At 70.1% G+C, this 17,130-nt stretch carries 19 protein-coding genes; 17 read left to right on the forward strand and 2 right to left on the reverse strand.

Annotation, left to right across the window (positions count from 1 at the left end; genetic code table 11):
• Positions 1-302: 302 nt before the first annotated feature.
• From VGX25_RS10315 to VGX25_RS10390, 16 genes are all read left to right on the forward strand, one after another.
• The gene (locus VGX25_RS10315) at positions 303-956 is read left to right on the forward strand and encodes an L-threonylcarbamoyladenylate synthase (protein ID WP_326917417.1); all 654 of its coding nucleotides are present in this window, start codon (positions 303-305) and stop codon (positions 954-956) included.
• Between the two features lie 39 nt (positions 957-995).
• A complete protein-coding gene (glyA, locus tag VGX25_RS10320) occupies positions 996-2,276 on the forward strand; it encodes a serine hydroxymethyltransferase (RefSeq protein WP_326917418.1) in 1,281 nt (426 codons plus the stop codon).
• Positions 2,277-2,281: 5 nt separating this feature from the next.
• Entirely contained in the window at positions 2,282-3,439 is a 1,158-nt protein-coding gene (locus VGX25_RS10325; protein ID WP_326917419.1) for an MraY family glycosyltransferase, read from the forward strand.
• Positions 3,440-3,551: 112 nt separating this feature from the next.
• A complete protein-coding gene (locus VGX25_RS10330) occupies positions 3,552-3,797 on the forward strand; it encodes an AtpZ/AtpI family protein (protein ID WP_326917420.1) in 246 nt (81 codons plus the stop codon).
• Positions 3,798-3,804: 7 nt separating this feature from the next.
• Positions 3,805-4,212 (forward strand): ATP synthase subunit I, encoded by a 408-nt coding sequence (locus VGX25_RS10335; protein WP_326917421.1) that lies wholly within the window; start codon positions 3,805-3,807, stop codon positions 4,210-4,212.
• Positions 4,209-4,943: a FoF1 ATP synthase subunit a gene (locus VGX25_RS10340; RefSeq protein WP_326917422.1), complete on the forward strand. Its 735-nt coding sequence runs from the start codon at positions 4,209-4,211 to the stop codon at positions 4,941-4,943. Before VGX25_RS10335 ends, VGX25_RS10340 begins: the two co-directional genes overlap by 4 nt.
• A gap of 66 nt (positions 4,944-5,009) precedes the next feature.
• Complete coding sequence (locus tag VGX25_RS10345; protein WP_349256611.1) at positions 5,010-5,273, forward strand: ATP F0F1 synthase subunit C; 264 nt, start codon at positions 5,010-5,012, stop codon at positions 5,271-5,273.
• Between the two features lie 5 nt (positions 5,274-5,278).
• Entirely contained in the window at positions 5,279-5,773 is a 495-nt protein-coding gene (locus VGX25_RS10350; RefSeq protein ID WP_326917423.1) for a F0F1 ATP synthase subunit B, read from the forward strand.
• Positions 5,773-6,315 carry a F0F1 ATP synthase subunit B gene (gene atpF, locus VGX25_RS10355; protein WP_326917424.1) on the forward strand — a complete coding sequence of 181 codons (543 nt, stop codon included), beginning with the start codon at positions 5,773-5,775 and terminating at the stop codon, positions 6,313-6,315. Before VGX25_RS10350 ends, atpF begins: the two co-directional genes overlap by 1 nt.
• Entirely contained in the window at positions 6,315-7,133 is an 819-nt protein-coding gene (locus VGX25_RS10360; RefSeq protein ID WP_326917425.1) for a F0F1 ATP synthase subunit delta, read from the forward strand. The genes atpF and VGX25_RS10360 overlap by 1 nt, the downstream gene beginning before the upstream one ends.
• A 50-nt stretch (positions 7,134-7,183) precedes the next feature.
• The gene (atpA, locus tag VGX25_RS10365) at positions 7,184-8,827 is read left to right on the forward strand and encodes a F0F1 ATP synthase subunit alpha (protein WP_326917426.1); all 1,644 of its coding nucleotides are present in this window, start codon (positions 7,184-7,186) and stop codon (positions 8,825-8,827) included.
• Positions 8,828-9,003: 176 nt separating this feature from the next.
• The gene (locus tag VGX25_RS10370; protein ID WP_326917427.1) at positions 9,004-9,957 is read left to right on the forward strand and encodes a F0F1 ATP synthase subunit gamma; all 954 of its coding nucleotides are present in this window, start codon (positions 9,004-9,006) and stop codon (positions 9,955-9,957) included.
• Between the two features lie 3 nt (positions 9,958-9,960).
• Positions 9,961-11,400, forward strand: coding sequence for a F0F1 ATP synthase subunit beta (gene atpD / locus VGX25_RS10375; RefSeq protein WP_326917428.1), 1,440 nt, complete (start codon positions 9,961-9,963; stop codon positions 11,398-11,400).
• Between the two features lie 30 nt (positions 11,401-11,430).
• Complete coding sequence (locus VGX25_RS10380) at positions 11,431-11,799, forward strand: F0F1 ATP synthase subunit epsilon (RefSeq protein ID WP_326917429.1); 369 nt, start codon at positions 11,431-11,433, stop codon at positions 11,797-11,799.
• Positions 11,800-12,377: 578 nt separating this feature from the next.
• Positions 12,378-12,818 carry a DUF2550 domain-containing protein gene (locus VGX25_RS10385; RefSeq protein WP_326917430.1) on the forward strand — a complete coding sequence of 147 codons (441 nt, stop codon included), beginning with the start codon at positions 12,378-12,380 and terminating at the stop codon, positions 12,816-12,818.
• Positions 12,819-12,870: 52 nt separating this feature from the next.
• Complete coding sequence (locus VGX25_RS10390; RefSeq protein WP_326917431.1) at positions 12,871-14,499, forward strand: glycoside hydrolase family 10 protein; 1,629 nt, start codon at positions 12,871-12,873, stop codon at positions 14,497-14,499.
• Positions 14,500-14,502: 3 nt separating this feature from the next.
• On the opposite strand, the gene VGX25_RS10395 is transcribed toward VGX25_RS10390, so the two are convergent.
• Both VGX25_RS10395 and VGX25_RS10400 read right to left on the reverse strand, forming a co-directional pair.
• Positions 14,503-15,075 carry a cob(I)yrinic acid a,c-diamide adenosyltransferase gene (locus VGX25_RS10395; RefSeq protein ID WP_326917432.1) on the reverse strand — a complete coding sequence of 191 codons (573 nt, stop codon included), beginning with the start codon at positions 15,073-15,075 and terminating at the stop codon, positions 14,503-14,505.
• A gap of 9 nt (positions 15,076-15,084) precedes the next feature.
• Positions 15,085-15,666, reverse strand: coding sequence for a hypothetical protein (locus VGX25_RS10400; RefSeq protein ID WP_326917433.1), 582 nt, complete (start codon positions 15,664-15,666; stop codon positions 15,085-15,087).
• Positions 15,667-15,755: 89 nt separating this feature from the next.
• On the opposite strand from VGX25_RS10400, the gene murA reads away from it, so the two are divergent.
• Entirely contained in the window at positions 15,756-17,081 is a 1,326-nt protein-coding gene (gene murA / locus VGX25_RS10405; RefSeq protein ID WP_326917434.1) for a UDP-N-acetylglucosamine 1-carboxyvinyltransferase, read from the forward strand.
• Positions 17,082-17,130 lie beyond the last annotated feature (49 nt).

Raw genomic sequence — 17,130 nt, forward strand, 5'->3', positions numbered from 1 at the left:
GCCTTGGGTCGGGTTGCTTGGTGGGTTGCGGGCCGGGGTGGGGGTTGGGTGTCGTGGGTGGTGGGCTGACGACGCCTGCGGGCAGGGCTCGTTCCTCGCCCTGCCCTGGTCGTCGTGGGGCGGCCGCCCTCGCCAAAGATCGGTCGACCCCAGCGCAGTTTCAAGATTCGGTCGACCCCAGCGCAGTTTCAAGATTCGGTGGACCCTGGCGCGGTTTCAAAGATTGGTGGACCCAGCGCGGTTTTCAAGATCGGTGGACCCCGGCGTAGTTTTGACGCACGCGCTAACTACAGTTCCCGGCCATGAGCACGGTGTACGACTGCAGCCGGCCGCAGGAGCGCAAGGACGGGCTGGCCGCGGCGGCCAGCGCGGTGCGGTCGGGTCAGCTGGTGGTGATCCCGACCGACACGGTGTACGGCATCGGCTCGGACGCGTTCTCGCTGTCCGCCGTGCACTCGTTGCTGGCGGCCAAGGGGCGCGGCCCGGACATGCCGGTCGGTGTGCTGGTCGGCTCCTGGTCCACGATCGACGGGCTGGTGCTGTCCGTGCCGTACCAGGCCCGGCAGCTCATCGAGGCGTTCTGGCCGGGCGACCTGTCCATCGTGCTGCGCCACGCGCCGTCGCTGGCCTGGGACCTTGGGCACACCAAGGGCACGGTGATGGTGCGCATGCCACTGCACCCGGTGGCGATCGAGCTGCTGCGCGAGACCGGGCCGATGGCGGTGTCCAGCGCCAACCGCTCGGGCCAGCCGCCGGCCTCCACCGTGGACGAGGCCCGCGAGCAGCTCGGCGACTCGGTGCGGGTGTACCTCGACGGCGGGCCGAGCGGCGACCCGGTGCCGTCCACGATCGTCGACCTCACCGGGGACGAGCCGATCCTGCTGAGGGAGGGCGCGGTGAGCATCGAGGCGGTGTCCGAGGCGCTTGGCGGCGTGCAGGTCGGCCGGCCGCGGTAGCCTGACCCGGGCACCGCGCTAAGGAGCTATGACCAGCCAGTGAGCACGCCGTTCTGGGGTCCCGACTTCGACGCCCTGACCAGCACCGACCCGGAGATCGCCGAGGTCGTCCTCGGCGAGCTGGACCGGTTGCGCGGCGGCCTGCAGCTGATCGCCAGCGAGAACCTGACCAGCCCGGCCGTGCTGGCCGCGCTGGGCTCCACGCTGTCCAACAAGTACGCCGAGGGCTACCCGGGGCGGCGCTACTACGGCGGCTGCGGCCAGGTGGACGTGGCCGAGGAGATCGGCATCGCCAGGGCCAGGGAGCTGTTCGGCGCCGAGCACGCCAACCTGCAGCCGCACTCCGGGGCCAGCGCCAACCTGGCCGCCTACGCCGCGTTCTGCGAGCCCGGCGACGTCGTGCTCGCGATGGACCTCAAGCAGGGCGGGCACCTCACGCACGGCTCGAAGGTGAACTTCTCCGGCCGCTGGTTCGAGCCGGTGGCCTACGGGGTCCGCAGGGACACCGAGCTGATCGACTACGACCAGGTGCGCGACCTGGCGCTCGCGCACCAGCCCCGGATGATCATCGCCGGCGCCACGGCGTACCCCCGGCTGATCGACTTCACCGCGTTCCGCGAGATCGCCGACGAGGTGGGCGCCATCCTGCTGGTGGACGCCGCGCATTTCATCGGTCTGGTGGCGGGCAAGGTGATCCCGTCGCCGGTGCCGTTCGCCGACGTGGTCACGTTCACCACGCACAAGGTGCTGCGCGGCCCGCGCGGCGGCATGATCCTGTGCCGGGCCGAGCACGCGAAGGCCATCGACAAGGCGGTGTTCCCGTTCAGCCAGGGCGGCCCGCTGATGCACGTGGTGGCGGCCAAGGCGGTCGCCCTGCGTGAGGCGTCCACACCGGACTATCAGGCGTACGCGGCACAGGTGGTGGCCAACGCCGCGGCGCTGGCCAAGGCGCTCGAGGCGGAGGGCATGCGCGCGGTGTCCGGCGGCACCGACACGCATCTCGCGCTGCTCGACGTCCGCCCGCTCGGCGTGACCGGCGCCGCCGCCGAGGAACGCTGCGACGTCGCGAGCATCACGCTCAACAAGAACGCGATCCCGTTCGACCCGCAGCCGCCGATGACCGCGTCCGGCATCCGGATCGGCTCGCCCAGCGTGACCACCCAGGGCATGACCGAACCGGACATGGCCGAGATCGCCCGGCTGATCGGCCGCGCGGTGCGGGCCGAGCCCGGCACCCCCGCCGGGGACGCCGAGCTCGCCGACGTCGCCACCGGGGTGGGCCGGCTGGTGGCCGCGCGTCCGGCCTACCCGCGGAGCTAACCGCCTTGTCCCCCAACGAGTTCGCCCCCGCCGGACTGCCGATCCGGGAGTTCCTGCTCGTGCTGCTGACCAGCGCCGCGCTGACCTTCCTGGCCACCGGGCTGGTGCGCAGGCTGGCGTTCCGGATCGGCGCGGTGGCCTACCCGCGCAAGCGCGACGTGCACACCGTGCCCACCCCCCGGCTCGGCGGCCTGGCCATGTACGTCGGCGTATGCGGCGGCATGATGCTCGCCCACCAGCTGCCGGTGCTGCGTAGGGCGTTCGACTTCACGCTCGACCCGGTCGCGGTCCTGATCGGCGGCGGGGTGATCGTGGCGATCGGCATGCTCGACGACCGGTTCGAGCTGGACTCGCTGACCAAGTTCGCCGGCCAGACCACGTGCGCCGGCATCCTGGTGCTGTTCGGCCTGCAGTGGTTCGTGTTCTGGATCCCGTGGGGCGCCGACGACGGGCTGGGCTCGACGCTGGTGTTCGACCAGAACCAGGGCGGCCTGCTGACCGTGCTGCTCGTGGTCACCATGGTCAACGCGATGAACTTCGTCGACGGGCTCGACGGGCTGGCCGCGGGCATCGGCCTGATCTCGGCCAGCGCCATGCTGGCGTTCTCCCTGAACCTGCTCAAGCTCACCGGCGGGGACGTCAACAACTACGCCCCCGCGCTGATCGCGGCCACCATTGCCGGCGCCTGCCTCGGCTTCCTGCCGCACAACTTCCAGCCGGCGAAGATCTTCATGGGGGACTCCGGCTCCATGCTGATCGGGCTGATGCTGGCGGCGGCCAGCACCTCGGCGTCCGGCCGGGTCAGCTCGCCGCAGAACTTCGCGGCCAACACCCTGGCCCTGCTGTCCCCGCTGCTCGTGGTGGCGGCCGTGCTGTTCGTGCCGCTGCTCGACCTGCTGCTCGCGGTGGTCCGGCGCACCAACCGCGGCCTGTCACCGTTCCATCCGGACAAGATGCACCTGCACCACCGGCTGCTCGAGATCGGCCACTCCCAGCGCCGCGCCGTGCTGCTCATCTACCTGTGGGCCGCGGTGCTCGCCTTCGGAACCGTGGCCCTGACCCTGTTCGACGCCTTCGTCGTCGCCTGGGGGATCGGCATCGGTCTGCTGTTCGCCCTCCTGGTGTCCCTCATCCCGCGACTACGTGACGTACGCCGCTCCTGACCTGCGGCAGGGCAGCGAAAGGGGCGGACCGGCCGTGTGATAGCGTCCGTTTCGTCCCGGGGGAGGCAGGGACGCCGGCCGCATTCGACCGACGAAGGAGCGCTGCACTTGAGTGATCATCACGCACCTGCAGCCATCCGGTAGGCATGTCGTGCCGCAGGGGCCGCCGAGCCCACGTGAGCTCATCGGGGTTGGTTCGGCGATCGCGGGCCTGATCGCCGGCGGCATGTTGCTCGGCTGGTTCGCGGATACCCAAGCGGGTACTACACCAGCGTTCGTTCTCGCCGGACTCGCGGTCGGTATCGGGACCGCGTGCTTCTACGCGTATGTGAAGTTCAAGAGTTTCCTGAAGGATTGAGAGGTCAGTGTCAGCCTTCCAAGCAGCGGCGGCGAAGGTGCCCGCCGAGGCCGTGTTGAACCTGCGCCGCCCGCTGATCATCGCCAGTGTCGTCGGCGCGGTGGGTCTGCTTGTGTGCGGGCTGCTCGGGCACATCGTGATGGGGATTCTGCTGATCATCGGGCTCGGGCTGGGCGTATTCAACACCCGGCTGCTGCAGCGCTCGGTGGTGAAGGTCATCTCGAGTGAGAACCCGAGCCGGACCGCGATCGGCCGGTCGTCGGTTCCCCGCCTGCTGCTGATCACCGGGCTGGCCGTCGCTCTCGGGATCTTCCTCAAGCCGGACGGGTTCGGCGTCTTCCTCGGCCTCGCGGTCTTTCAGGTGATCATTCTCGGAACCACCGCCCTCCCGGTCATGAAGGAGCGTCGTCAGTGAGCCAGCAGGTTCTCGCCGCGGAGACGGGTGTCGAGGTTGGCAAGCACAGCAAGGTCGAGTTCCTCGGAATGACGCTGCACATCGACACGATCCTCGGGACATTGCTGGCCGCGGTGGTCGTCGTCGCCCTCGGGTTCTACGTCCGGGCGAAGATCACGGCGGACAAGCCGAACCCGGCGCAGCTGTTCTTCGAGGGCGTGTACACGTTCATGCGCAACCAGGTGGAGACCAGCATCGGGGTCCGGGTCGCGCCCTTCCTGGTGCCGCTGGCCGTGGGCCTGTTCGTCTTCATCCTCGCGGCCAACTGGATCGTGCTGCTGCCGCTGCACCACTACCTGCCGCCGCCCACCGCGGACGTCAACCTCGTCTACCCGATGGCCTTGCTGGTGTTCTTCTGGCGGCAGTACGAGGGTTCCCGCGTGCACCGCGGCCCGCACCGGCAGTTGGTCCACATCCTCAAGGGGCACAACCCGGGCCTGGCCCCGCTGTGGTTCATCGAGGAGTTCACCGGCGTCGTGTCGCACTCGCTGCGACTGTTCGGCAACATTCTGGCCGGCGGCGTGATGCTCAGCCTTTTCACTCTCATCCCGCCGTTCATCTCCTGGATTCCGACCGCCGGGTGGAAGCTGTTCGACACGTTCATCGGCCTGGTGCAGGCATTCATCTTCGCGTTCCTGACCATCATCTACTTCAGCCAGTCCATGGAGGACCGGGAGGCCGCGCACCACTGACTCCCCTTTCCCGCCGCTTCGTCAGTCAATGTCCAATGTCGTTTCCCGAGAGATAGGTAGAGGTTCATGGCTCAAGCAGAACAGGTCGAGGCGTTCGTCAAGATGGGCGCGATGATCGGTGGTGGGGTGGCGATCGGCGCCGGCGCCGCCGGTGCGTCCATTGGTGACGGTCTGGCCGGTAGCCAGCTCGTGGCCGGTGTTGCGCGGCAGCCGGAGGCCCAGGGCCGCCTGTTCACGCCGTTCTTCCTGACGGTGGGTCTGGCGGAAGGAAACTTCTTCATCGCCCTGGCGTTCGCCGCTCTGCTGTTCTTCGCCACGCCTGGTCTGTGACCGCCATGAGCGCGTCGAACCTGGCACAGGAAGCACAGGAGTCGGAGAACTTCCTGCTGCCGAATGGCACCTTCATCGTTGAGTCGATCATCATTCTGATCGTCCTGCTCATCTTCTTCCGGTTCATCGTGCCGCCGATCCGGAAGGCCATTCAGGAGCGCAACGAGTTGGTGCAGAAAGGGTTCGAGGAAGGCCGCGCCGCCGAGGAGAAGTTCCGTCAGGCCGAGGAGCGGTACGAGCGGTCGCTGGCCGAGGCGCGCAGCGAGGCGGCCCGGATCCGGGACACGGCCAGGGCCGAGGGCCAGAAGGTCCTCGACGAGTTCCGGTCCCGGGTCAACGCCGAGGTGGCCGACCTTCGGCAGCAGGCCGCGACCCAGCTCGCCGAGGAACGCGAGCGGGTCATGGCCGACCTGGAGCCGCGGGTGCGCGAGCTGGCCGGCGGTCTGGCCAGCCGGGTCGTCGGCGAGGAGATCGCGGCACCAGAGGGAGGTCGTCGCTGATGGACGTGTTCTGGGAGACCGTCGTCGAGGTGGTCGCGCTGGTCGTCATCGGCTGGGTGGTGTGGCGCTACGTCCGACCCCCGGTGGGCGCGATCATCCGGAACCAGCGGGAGACGATCCAGAAGCAGGTGGAGGCCTCCCGGGCCGCGCACGAGCGCCTGCAGACCGCGCAGCGCAAGTACGAGGAGGCCATCGCCGAGGCGCGGACCGAGGCGGCCAAGATCCGGGACACCGCGCGGGCCGACGGGCAGCGCATCGTCGAGGAGATGCGCGCGCAGGCCGAGCGGGAGGTCGAGCGGATCCGCCAGCGCGGCCAGGAGGACCTGGCGACGCAGCGCCAGCAGGTGATCCGGGAGCTGCGGGCGCGCATCGGCGAGCTGACCGTGACGTCGGCCACCGAGCTGGTCACCGCGCACCTGTCCGAGGACGCCAACCGGGCGTCCACAGTGGACCATTTCCTTGCCGAGCTGGAGGCCATGGCCGCTCCGGAGGCGCCGGCGCCGGCCGGCAGGGGCAAGCGCAAGGTCAAGGGGGAGGCCTGATGCAGTTCGCCAGCCGAGAGTCCCTTGCCACCGCGCGTGGCCGGCTCGACGAGGTGATCGAGCAGGCCAGCACCGCTTCCCTGCGCACGCTGTCCGACGAGCTGTTCGCCGTGCTCGGCGTGCTGGCCCGCGAGCGGGTGCTGCGCCGCCACCTGTCCGATCCGGCCACACCCGAGGCGAAGCGCCGCCGGCTTGTCGACACCGTGTTCGGCGGCAAGGTGTCCGAGGCGACCATGGACACGCTCAACGCGCTGGTGTCCAGCCGCTGGTCGGCCGGCCGCGACCTGGTCGACGCCATCGAGGAGCTGGCCCGGCAGGCCGCGCTCGCGGTGGCCGAGCGGGACGGCGCGATCGAGGACGTGGAGGACGAGCTGTTCCGGTTCGCCCGCGTGCTGGCCGCCGAGCCGCGGCTGCGCGAGCTGCTGGCCGACGAGCTGCAGCCGGTGGACAGCCGGCTCGCGTTGCTGGACGAGCTGGCGTCGGACAAGGTCCGGCCGATCACCCTGGAGCTGCTGCGGCAGGTGGTGCGGGTGCCGCGCGGGCGCAGCCTGGACGCGGTCGTCGAGCGGCTCGCGGGCCTGGCCGCCGACCGGCGGGGCCGGTCCGTCGCACACGTCACGGCCGCGGCGCCGTTGACCGCCGAGCAGGAGCGTCGGCTCGCCGAGAGCCTGTCCACCATCTACCGCCGGCCGGTGTCGGTGCAGGTCGAGCTGGATCCCGACCTGCTCGGCGGTCTGGTGATCACCGTCGGCGGCGAGGTGATCGACGGCAGCGTCGCCACCAGGCTGGCCGCGGCGCGACAGCGACTGTCCGGCTGAGCCGGGCCCAGAGACGACGAGTAAACGACAGAGACAGGGACCAGAAAGCCATGGCGGAGCTGACGATCTCCTCAGACGAGATCCGGAGCGCGATCGAGAACTACGTCTCCACCTTCTCGCCCGAGACCTCGCGCGAGGAGGTGGGCATCGTCTCGGAGACCTACGACGGGATCGCTCTCGTCGAGGGCCTGCCCTCGGCGGTGACCAGCGAGCTGCTCGAGTTCGAGGGCGGCGTGCTCGGCGTCGCGCAGAACCTCGACATCCACGAGATCGGCGCGGTCATCCTCGGTGACTTCGAGAAGATCGAGGAGGGCCAGCAGGTCAAGCGCACCGGCGAGGTGCTGTCGGTGCCGGTCGGCGACGCCTTCCTCGGCCGGGTGATCAACCCGCTCGGCGCGCCGGTCGACGGCCTCGGCGACATCGAGGCCGAGACCCGGCGCGTGCTCGAGCTGCAGGCGCCGAGCGTGATCGACCGCCAGCCGGTGAAGGAGCCGCTGCAGACCGGCATCAAGGCCATCGACTCGCAGACCCCGATCGGCCGCGGCCAACGCCAGCTGATCATCGGCGACCGCAAGACCGGCAAGACCGCGGTGTGCGTCGACACGATCATCAACCAGAAGGAGAACTGGGCCAGCGGCGACCCGGCCAAGCAGGTCCGCTGCATCTACGTGGCGATCGGGCAGAAGGGCTCGACGATCGCCGGCGTGCGCCAGGCCCTGGACGACGCCGGGGCGCTGGAGTACACCACGATCGTGGCCGCGCCGGCCGCCGACTCCGCCGGGTTCAAGTGGCTGGCCCCGTACACCGGCTCGGCGCTCGGCCAGCACTGGATGTACCAGGGCAAGCACGTCCTGATCATCTTCGACGACCTGACCAAGCAGGCCGAGGCCTACCGCGCGATCTCGCTGCTGCTGCGCCGCCCGCCGGGCCGCGAGGCGTTCCCCGGCGACGTGTTCTACCTGCACTCCCGGCTGCTCGAGCGGTGCGCGAAGCTGTCCGACGAGAAGGGCGGCGGCTCGCTGACCGGCCTGCCGATCATCGAGACCAAGGCCAACGACATCTCCGCCTACATCCCGACCAACGTCATCTCGATCACCGACGGCCAGTGCTTCCTGGAGACCGACCTGTTCAACCAGGGTGTCCGGCCGGCCATCAACGTCGGCGTCTCGGTCTCCCGGGTGGGCGGCAGCGCGCAGATCAAGGCCATGCGGAAGGTGGCGGGCACGCTGCGGCTCGACCTGTCCCAGTACCGCGAGCTGGAGGCGTTCGCCGCCTTCGCCTCCGACCTGGACCCGGCCTCGCGGGCCCAGCTCGAGCGGGGCGTCCGGCTGGTCGAGCTGCTCAAGCAGCCGCAGTACAGCCCGATGCCCGCCGAGGAGCAGGTGGTGGCGATCTACGCCGGCACCCGCGGTCACCTGGACACCGTGCCGGTGGCCGACATCAAGCGGTTCGAGGCCGAGCTGCTCGACTACGTGCGCCACCACGCCGAGGGCGTGCTTGCCGACATCCGCGAGTCCGGCGACCTGTCCGACGACGCCGAGCAGCGGCTCGTCGACGCCATCAACGAGTTCAAGCGGCAGTTCACCACGGCCGAGGGCAAGTCGGTGGTCAACGAGCCGGAGGCCGACGCCCTCGACCCGGACGCGGTGGGCCACGAGTCGGTCAAGGTCCGGCGTCCGGCCCCGAAGAGGTGACCACGGTGCCAACGTATGTCGCGGCAATCAGGGTGATCTCCGAGCGCGCCCCGGCCGAAGGCGCGCCATCGCGGTGGCGGGGCATTGGCCGATCGGACAGCAGTTCCGTGAGTCGACGCCCCGCCGACGCGATTGCGCTCGCGCGCAAAGCCGCGGAGAAAGGCGAGTAACGCGACATGGCCGCGCAGCTACGCATCCTGCGTCGACGGATTCGCGCCACCCAGTCGATGAGGAAGATCACCAAGGCGCAGGAGCTGATCGCCACCTCGCGCATCGCCAAGGCGCAGGCCAGGGTGGAGGCGGCGCGGCCGTACACCCAGGGCATCACCGACGTGGTGTCCGCGCTGGCCGAGACCGCGGCCCTGGATCATCCGCTGCTGGTCGAGCGGGAGCGTCCCGATCTGGCGGCGGTGCTGGTGGTCACCAGCGACCGGGGCCTGTGCGGCGCCTACAACGCCAACGTGCTGCGCCGGGCCGAGGAGCTGTTCGCCCTGCTGCGCGAGCAGGGCAAGGAGCCGAAGCTGTATGTGATCGGCCGCAAGGGGCTGAACTTCTACCGGTTCCGGGAGCGGCCGATCGAGCAGTCCTGGACCGGCTTCTCCGAGCGGCCGGAGTACGCCAACGCCGCCGAGGCGGCGAAGGTGCTGGTGACCGCGTTCCTCGCCGGCACCGAGTACGCCGTCGACGGGGAGGCGGCGCCCTACGGCACCGGTGCGGACTCCGCCGTCCTCAACGCCGACGAGATCCACATCGTCTACACCGAGTTCCGCAGCATGCTCAGCCAGGTCGCGGTGGCGCACCGGCTGGCGCCGATCGAAGTGGAGTACGGCGCCGAGGTCGAGGGGCCGCCGACGCTGTACGAGTTCGAGCCGGACGCCGACGCGCTGTTCGGGTCGCTGCTGCCGCGGTACCTGTCCACCCGGGTGTTCACCGCCCTGCTCGAGGCGGCCGCCTCGGAGTCGGCCTCGCGCCGGCGGGCCATGAAGGCGGCCACCGACAACGCCAACGACCTCATCCGCAGCCTTACCCTTGAGGCCAACCAGGCCCGCCAAGCCCAGATCACCCAGGAGATCAGCGAGATCGTCGGGGGCGCGAACGCGCTCGCCGCTGCCGCAGGAAGTGATGAGTAGCATATGACCGCCTCTGTTTCTGCTGAGTCGTCCGAGACGAGCACCGGCCGCGTCCTGCGCATCACGGGCCCGGTCGTCGACGTCGAGTTCCCCCGGGACGAGGTGCCCGAGCTGTTCACCGCGCTCAACGTCGACGTCGAGTTCGGCGACCTCGCCAAGACCCTGACCCTTGAGGTCGCCCAGCACCTCGGCGAGAACGTCGTCCGGGCGGTGTCCATGCAGCCCACCGACGGCCTTGTCCGCGGGGTCGAGGTGCGCTCGTCCGGGAAGCCGATCTCGGTCCCGGTCGGCGACGAGGTCAAGGGCCACGTGTTCAACGCGCTCGGCGAGTGCCTCGACGAGCCCGGCTACGGCAAGGACCTGGAGTGGTGGGGCATCCACCGCAAGGCCCCGGCGCTTGACCAGCTCGAGGGCCAGACCGAGATGCTGGAGACCGGCCTCAAGGTGGTCGACCTGCTCACCCCGTACGTGCGCGGCGGAAAGATCGGCCTGTTCGGCGGCGCCGGCGTGGGCAAGACCGTGCTGATCCAGGAGATGATCAACCGCATCGCCCGGGTGCACAAGGGAACCTCGGTGTTCGCCGGCGTCGGCGAGCGCACCCGCGAGGGCAACGACCTGATCCTCGAGCTGCGCGAGGCCAACGTCATGAAGGACACCGCGCTGGTGTTCGGGCAGATGGACGAGCCACCGGGTACCCGCATGCGGGTCGCGCTGTCCGCGCTGACCATGGCCGAGTGGTTCCGCGACGTGAAGGGCGTGGACGTCCTTCTGTTCATCGACAACATCTTCCGGTTCACCCAGGCCGGCTCCGAGGTGTCCACTTTGCTCGGTCGGATGCCGTCTGCGGTGGGCTACCAGCCGACCCTTGCCGACGAGATGGGCGAGCTGCAGGAGCGGATCACGTCGACCAAGGGCAAGTCGATCACCTCGATGCAGGCGATCTACGTGCCGGCCGACGACTACACCGACCCGGCCCCGGCCACCACGTTCGCCCACCTGGACGCCACCACCGAGCTGTCGAGGACGGTGTTCTCCAAGGGCATCTTCCCCGCGGTGGACCCGCTGGCGTCCACCTCGACGATCCTCGACCCGCAGATCGTCGGCGAGGAGCACTACCGGGTGGCCCAGGAGGTCATCCGGATTCTCCAGCGCTACCAGGACCTGCAGGACATCATCGCCATCCTCGGCATCGACGAGCTGTCCGAAGAGGACAAGCAGCTGGTCGGCCGGGCCCGGCGGATCGAGCGTTTCCTGTCGCAGAACATGATGGCCGCCGAGCAGTTCACCGGCATCCCCGGCTCGACCGTGCCGCTCAAGGAGACCATCGAGGCCTTCGACAAGCTGACCAAGGGCGACTTCGACCACATGCCGGAGCAGGCGTTCTTCCTCATCGGCGGCCTCGAGGACCTGGAGCGCAAGTACCACGAGCTCACCAAGAAGTGACCGCTCTTCCTGTGACGCAAGGAGACTGGCGTGGCTGAGATGTCCGTCGAACTGGTGGCGCCGGACCGGCAGCTGTGGTCCGGCCAGGCCACGTTCGTGTTCGCCCGCACCACCGAGGGCGAGATCGGAATCCTGCCGCGGCACATCCCGCTGGTCGCCGAGCTGGTCGAGGGCGAGATGGTGCGGATCGACACCGCCGACGGGGAGGAGATCCACGCCGCGGTGCACGGCGGCTTCCTGTCCGTCACCGAGCGCGGCGTGAGCATCCTGGCCGAGGACGCCGAGCTGCGCCAGGAGATCGACGTGGAGCAGGCCAAGCTCGACTTCCAGAGCGACGACGAGGAAGTGCGGACCAGGGCGAAGGCCCGCCTTCGCGCGGCGGGCCATTCCCCGGTCTGAGGTCATCCGGCGAGATCGACCACGTTCGGCGTCCCGTCCCGGATCACCCGGACTGCGTGGCGTTGTCCGGCAGCAGGGCGGCTGCTCGGGCCCGGGGACGGCCGGATCCCCCGTGGTGAGCGGCACTTCGGTGACCCGCCTCGACCGCCGTCGCCAGCGGTTGGCCGCGGCGTTCGCCGGCGCCGCGCACGTAGGGTTCCGCGCCGTGGTGAATTCGGCGCCACCGCGGGTAGACTCGCTCCAGCACGTCCTGCAGTAGGTCTTCCGCCGCTCCCCGATCTCCACCGCACAGCAGGTAGGCCGTGCGCAGCAGAACCGGAGAGCGGGTGGCTACGAAGTCCTCGAAAGGCGATTCGGTCAACGTCGACCTCCGGTTGCCGTGGCTCCTCCACCCAGGAAGACACCCGCCTGGCTGGGAACGTTGCCACGAGACCATTTAGACTGCGCGAAAGAAACCAGGCCAAGGAGATCACGTGTCCGACAGGGGTATCCACCGCCTCGGGTGGGCGCGGTGGATTGCGCGGCTTCGTGCCGTCGGACATCCGGCCTGACGACCGGCGGAGCGGGCGGGAGCGGCTGTGGACCTCAGCGTGGTGCTCGGAGCGCTCCTCGGTGTGATCGCGCTCGTGCTGGCCGCCCTGGTGGTGCGCCGGCTCCGGCTGCTGCGCTCCGGCGGGGTGCACGTCGCGTTGCGGACGCGGCTCGATGACTCAGGGAAGGGCTGGAAGCTCGGCGTCGGGCGCTACCACGGCGACGAGTTCGCCTGGTTTCGCGTGCTGAGCCTGCGGCGCGGCCCCGATCGGGTGATCCGGCGGCACGGCTTGGAGATCGCACACCGGCGCGAGCCCGCGGCGCCGGAGGCGTACAACATGCCGGTCGACGCCAGGGTGCTGCGGTTCCGCTACCGCACGAACGGCGACGGGCCGGAGTTGGAGATCGCGATGGGACCGGGCGCGCTGACCGGGTTCCTGTCCTGGCTGGAGTCGGCGCCGCCCGGCCGCCTGCCGTGGGCGTCTTGAAAACGTTTCACCCTATGTACAGGGATGTCGTTAACAAGGCACACTCTTGCCCATGAGTCTCGGGCGTCGAATCGGGATGGCCGCGCTGGTGGTCGCGCTGGCTGGATCGTTGCTCGCGTCGGCGGCGGCGGTCGCCGAGCCTGCTGGTCGAGCGGGGACGCGGTGGGGGGACGGTGGGTGGGAAAAACACTGCGGAGCACCCGACCCGGCCGCGCCCAAGCGGCAGCTGCGCGCGGAGTGGATCGCCAGCGTGGTCAACATCGACTGGCCGTCGCGGCCAGGGCTGCCGGCCGCCGAGCAGCAGGCCGAGCTGGTCAGGTGGCTCGACGAGGCCGTCGCGGACAAGCTCAACACGGTGATCCTGCAGGTTCGCCCCACGGCCGACGCCTTCTGGCCGTCGCCGCTCGAGCCGTGGTCGGTCTGGCTCACCGGAAGCCAGGGCACCGACCCCGGGTACGACCCGCTGGGCTTCGCCGTGGCGCAGGCGCATGCCCGCAACCTCGAGCTGCACGCCTGGTTCAACCCGTACCGGGTCGCCATGCACGCCGATCCGTCCCAGCTGCATCCCGACCATCCGGCCCGCGTTCACCCCGACTGGATCGTGACCTACGGCGGGCGGCTCTACTACAACCCGGGGATTCCGGAGGCGCGGCGGTTCACCGAGGACGCCATCCTCGACGCGGTCCGCAACTACGACATCGACGGTGTCCACTTCGACGACTACTTCTATCCCTACCCGGTCGCCGGGCAGGCGTTCGACGACGAGGCCGCATATCAGCGGTACGGCGCCGGCCAGTTCCCGGTCAAGGCCGACTGGCGGCGGCACAACGTCGACCTGCTGATCTCGGAGCTGGGATCGCGCATCGCCGAGCTGAAGCCGTGGGTCAAGTTCGGGATCAGCCCGTTCGCGGTGTGGCGCAACCGGGCCACCGATCCGGCCGGCTCGGACACCACCGCGGGCGTGCAGACCTACGACGATCTGGCCGCGGACACCCGGAAATGGGTGCGGGAGCAGTGGATCGACTACATCGTCCCGCAGGTGTACTGGAACATCGGCTTCGCGCCGGCCGACTACGCCAAGCTCGTTCCCTGGTGGTCGGACCAGGTCTCGGGAACCGACGTGCAGCTCTACATCGGACAGGCCAACTACAAGGTCGGGGTGTCCACTCAGCACCCGGCCTGGCTCGGCAACCCCGCCGAGCTGTCCGACCACCTGACGTTCAACCGCTCGCACCCGCAGGTGCAGGGCGACGTGTACTTCTCCGCCAAGGATGTCCGGGCCAACCGTCTATCCCATATGGACATACTGATCGCCGAGCACTACGCCCACCCGGCGCTCGTCCCCACCATGCCCCAGCGCGGCGGCCAGGCCCCGCGCCGGCCGGTTATCGTCGACGTCCGACCGGGACCGGACGGCGTGCAGATTCGCTGGGCCCGCACGGACCGCGCGACGGCATCCGTTGCCCTGTACCGGTTCGACGGCGCCCGCTGGGTGGATCGGTGTGCGCTCGCCGACGCCCGGCATCTGGTGGCCACCGGCCGGGCGGCCGGCGGCGTGTTGCAGTCGGTCACGGATCCGACGGCCGAGCCCGGCCGGGCGTACACCTACGTGCTGACCGCGCTGGACCGGCTGCACCACGAGAGCCCGGCCAGCATTCCGAGGTGGACACTGCCTGGCTGAGCGTCAGCCTCCGGCGCCCGGCTGCCACAGGACGTCGCCGTCGGGATTGGCGGTGCGGGCCAGGACGAAGAGGAGATCGGACAGCCGGTTGAGGTAGCGGGCGGCGAGGATGTTGGTGCGGTCCGGTTCCGTCTCGATCAGCTTCCAGGCGCTGCGTTCGGCGCGGCGGGTGACGGTTCGGCAGGTGTGCAGCAGCGCGGCGCCGGGGGTGCCGCCGGGGAGGATGAAGGAGTTGAGCTTCGGCAGGCGGGCGTTGAAGTCGTCGCACCACCGCTCCAGACGCTCCACATAGGACTCGGTGATGCGCAGGGGCGGGTACTTGGGGTCGGGGACGACCGGGGCGCACAGGTCGGCGCCGACGTCGAACAGGTCGTTCTGGACGGCGCGCAGGACCGTGGCGACGTCCTCGGCCAGCCCGCCGAGCGCGAGGGCGACCCCGAGCGACGCGTTGGCCTCGTCGACGTCGGCGTAGGCGGCGAGCCGGGGGTCGGTCTTCGGCACCCGGCTGCCGTCGCCGAGCGCGCTGGTGCCGTTGTCGCCGACCTTGGTGTAGACGCGCGTGATGTGGACCGCCATGGGGCCACACTACTGCCGCGTTCGGGCGCGGATCGCGAGCGCGAGGTTGGCCAGCAGGACGAGGGCGAGGACGATCAGGGTCAGCCAGAAGCCGACGCGGGGCTCGACCATGTCGTCGGCGATGGACTTGGTGAGGGTGAAGGGTTCCTCGCCCGGCGCCGAGGCTTCCTGGCGGGCGGTCTCGATGAGCGACGACTCCAGGTTGGACTGGGCGACCGACTCGGTGACGACCAGCATGACCCCGGCCAGGGCGGCCGCCGACACCGCGCCGACCAGGCGCAAGCGGGCGGTCGGCAGGAACGAAACGGCGAGGCCGGTGAAGATCAGCAGCAGGGTGAGGATGGCCAGCAGCCGGGCGCCCGGGTCGGGCGGGTTCTCGTTGTCCTGGACGGGATCGCCGGCCTCGCGGCCGAAGTCGCCGACGGTCTCCACGCTCGGGTCGCCGCCGGTGGCGAGGTCGGCTCCGGTGTAACTGACCTCGATGGAGCCCAGGCCGGGGGCCTCGCAGGAGACGGCGACGAACGGGAACAGGAAGAGCAGCAGCGCGAGCACGAACCCCGCGGGGCTGACGAGTCGCGGCAGGAGGCTCACAAAGGCGGGAGGGTAACCCGGCCGGACGAGCGGGACCACCTCGCCCCCGCCGGTGAGCGTGATCGATCCGGCAGGCAAGATGGGCGTTCGTGACGGAGCACTTTCGGGTTCACGGTGGCGCGCGGCTGGTCGGTGCGGTCGACGTGGTGGGCGCCAAGAACAGTGTGCTCAAGTTGATGGCGGCGGCGCTGCTTGCCGAGGGCACCACGACGCTGACGAACTGCCCGCGGATCCTGGACGTGCCGCTGATGGCCGACGTGCTGCGCAGCCTCGGCTGCGTGGTCGAGATCGACGGCGACACCGTCGTGATCACCACGCCGGGGGAGCTGAACCACCGGGCGGACTCGGCGTCGATGGGCAAGCTGCGGGCGTCGGTCTGCGTGCTGGGACCGCTGATCGGCCGGTGCAAGCGCGCGGTGGTGGCGCTGCCGGGCGGGGACGCGATCGGCTCGCGGCCGCTGGACATGCACCAGAACGGGCTGCGGCAGCTGGGCGCGCACAGCGAGATCGATCACGGCTGCGTGGTGGCCGAGGCGAAGGGCCTGCACGGGGCGCAGATCTGGCTGGACTTTCCGAGCGTGGGGGCCACCGAGAACATCCTGATGGCGGCGGTGCTGGCCAACGGCACCACGGTGATCGACAACGCCGCGCGCGAGCCGGAGATCGTCGATCTGTGCACGATGCTGCAGCAGATGGGCGGCAAGATCGAGGGCGCCGGGACGTCGACGCTGACCGTGCACGGGGTCGACTCGCTGCAGCCGACCGAGCACCGGGTGATCGGCGACCGGATCGTGGGGGCGACGTGGGCGTTCGCCGCGGCCATGACCCGCGGCGACGTCACCGTCCGGGGCGTCGACCCGCACCACCTGGACCTGGTGCTGGAGAAGCTGCGCATGGCCGGCGCCGACGTCACAGTGCCTTCCCACCCCCTCCGCCCTGCGGGCGGCAGGGACGGAGCCCCGCCCCCAACCGACTCGCAGGAGTTCCGGGTGCGGCAGGCGGACCGGCCGACCGCGGTGGACTTCGTGACGTTGCCGTACCCGGGGTTCGCCACCGACCTGCAGCCGTTCGCGATCGCGCTGGCCTCGATCGCCGAGGGGACGTCGATGATCACCGAGAACCTGTTCGAGGCGCGGTTCCGGTTCATCGAGGAGATGGTGCGGCTCGGGGCGGACGCGCGCACCGACGGGCACCACGCGGTGGTGCGCGGGGTCGAGCGGCTGTCCAGCGCGCCGGTGTGGGCGCCGGACATCCGCGCCGGCGTCGGCCTCGTGCTGGCCGGGCTGTGCGCCGAGGGGACCACCGAGGTGTGGGACGTCTTCCACATCGACCGCGGCTACCCGCTGTTCGTGGAGAACATGACCAATCTGGGCGCCGACGTGCGCCGGGTCAACGCCGAACCGGAGCGTGCCTAGCGCCGGGCTTGGCACGGGGGTAGAACAAGGGGACCTGTTCCCTCGCCGA

Source organism: Actinophytocola sp., from assembly GCF_035942955.1.
GTDB lineage: Bacteria > Actinomycetota > Actinomycetes > Mycobacteriales > Pseudonocardiaceae > DASYTH01.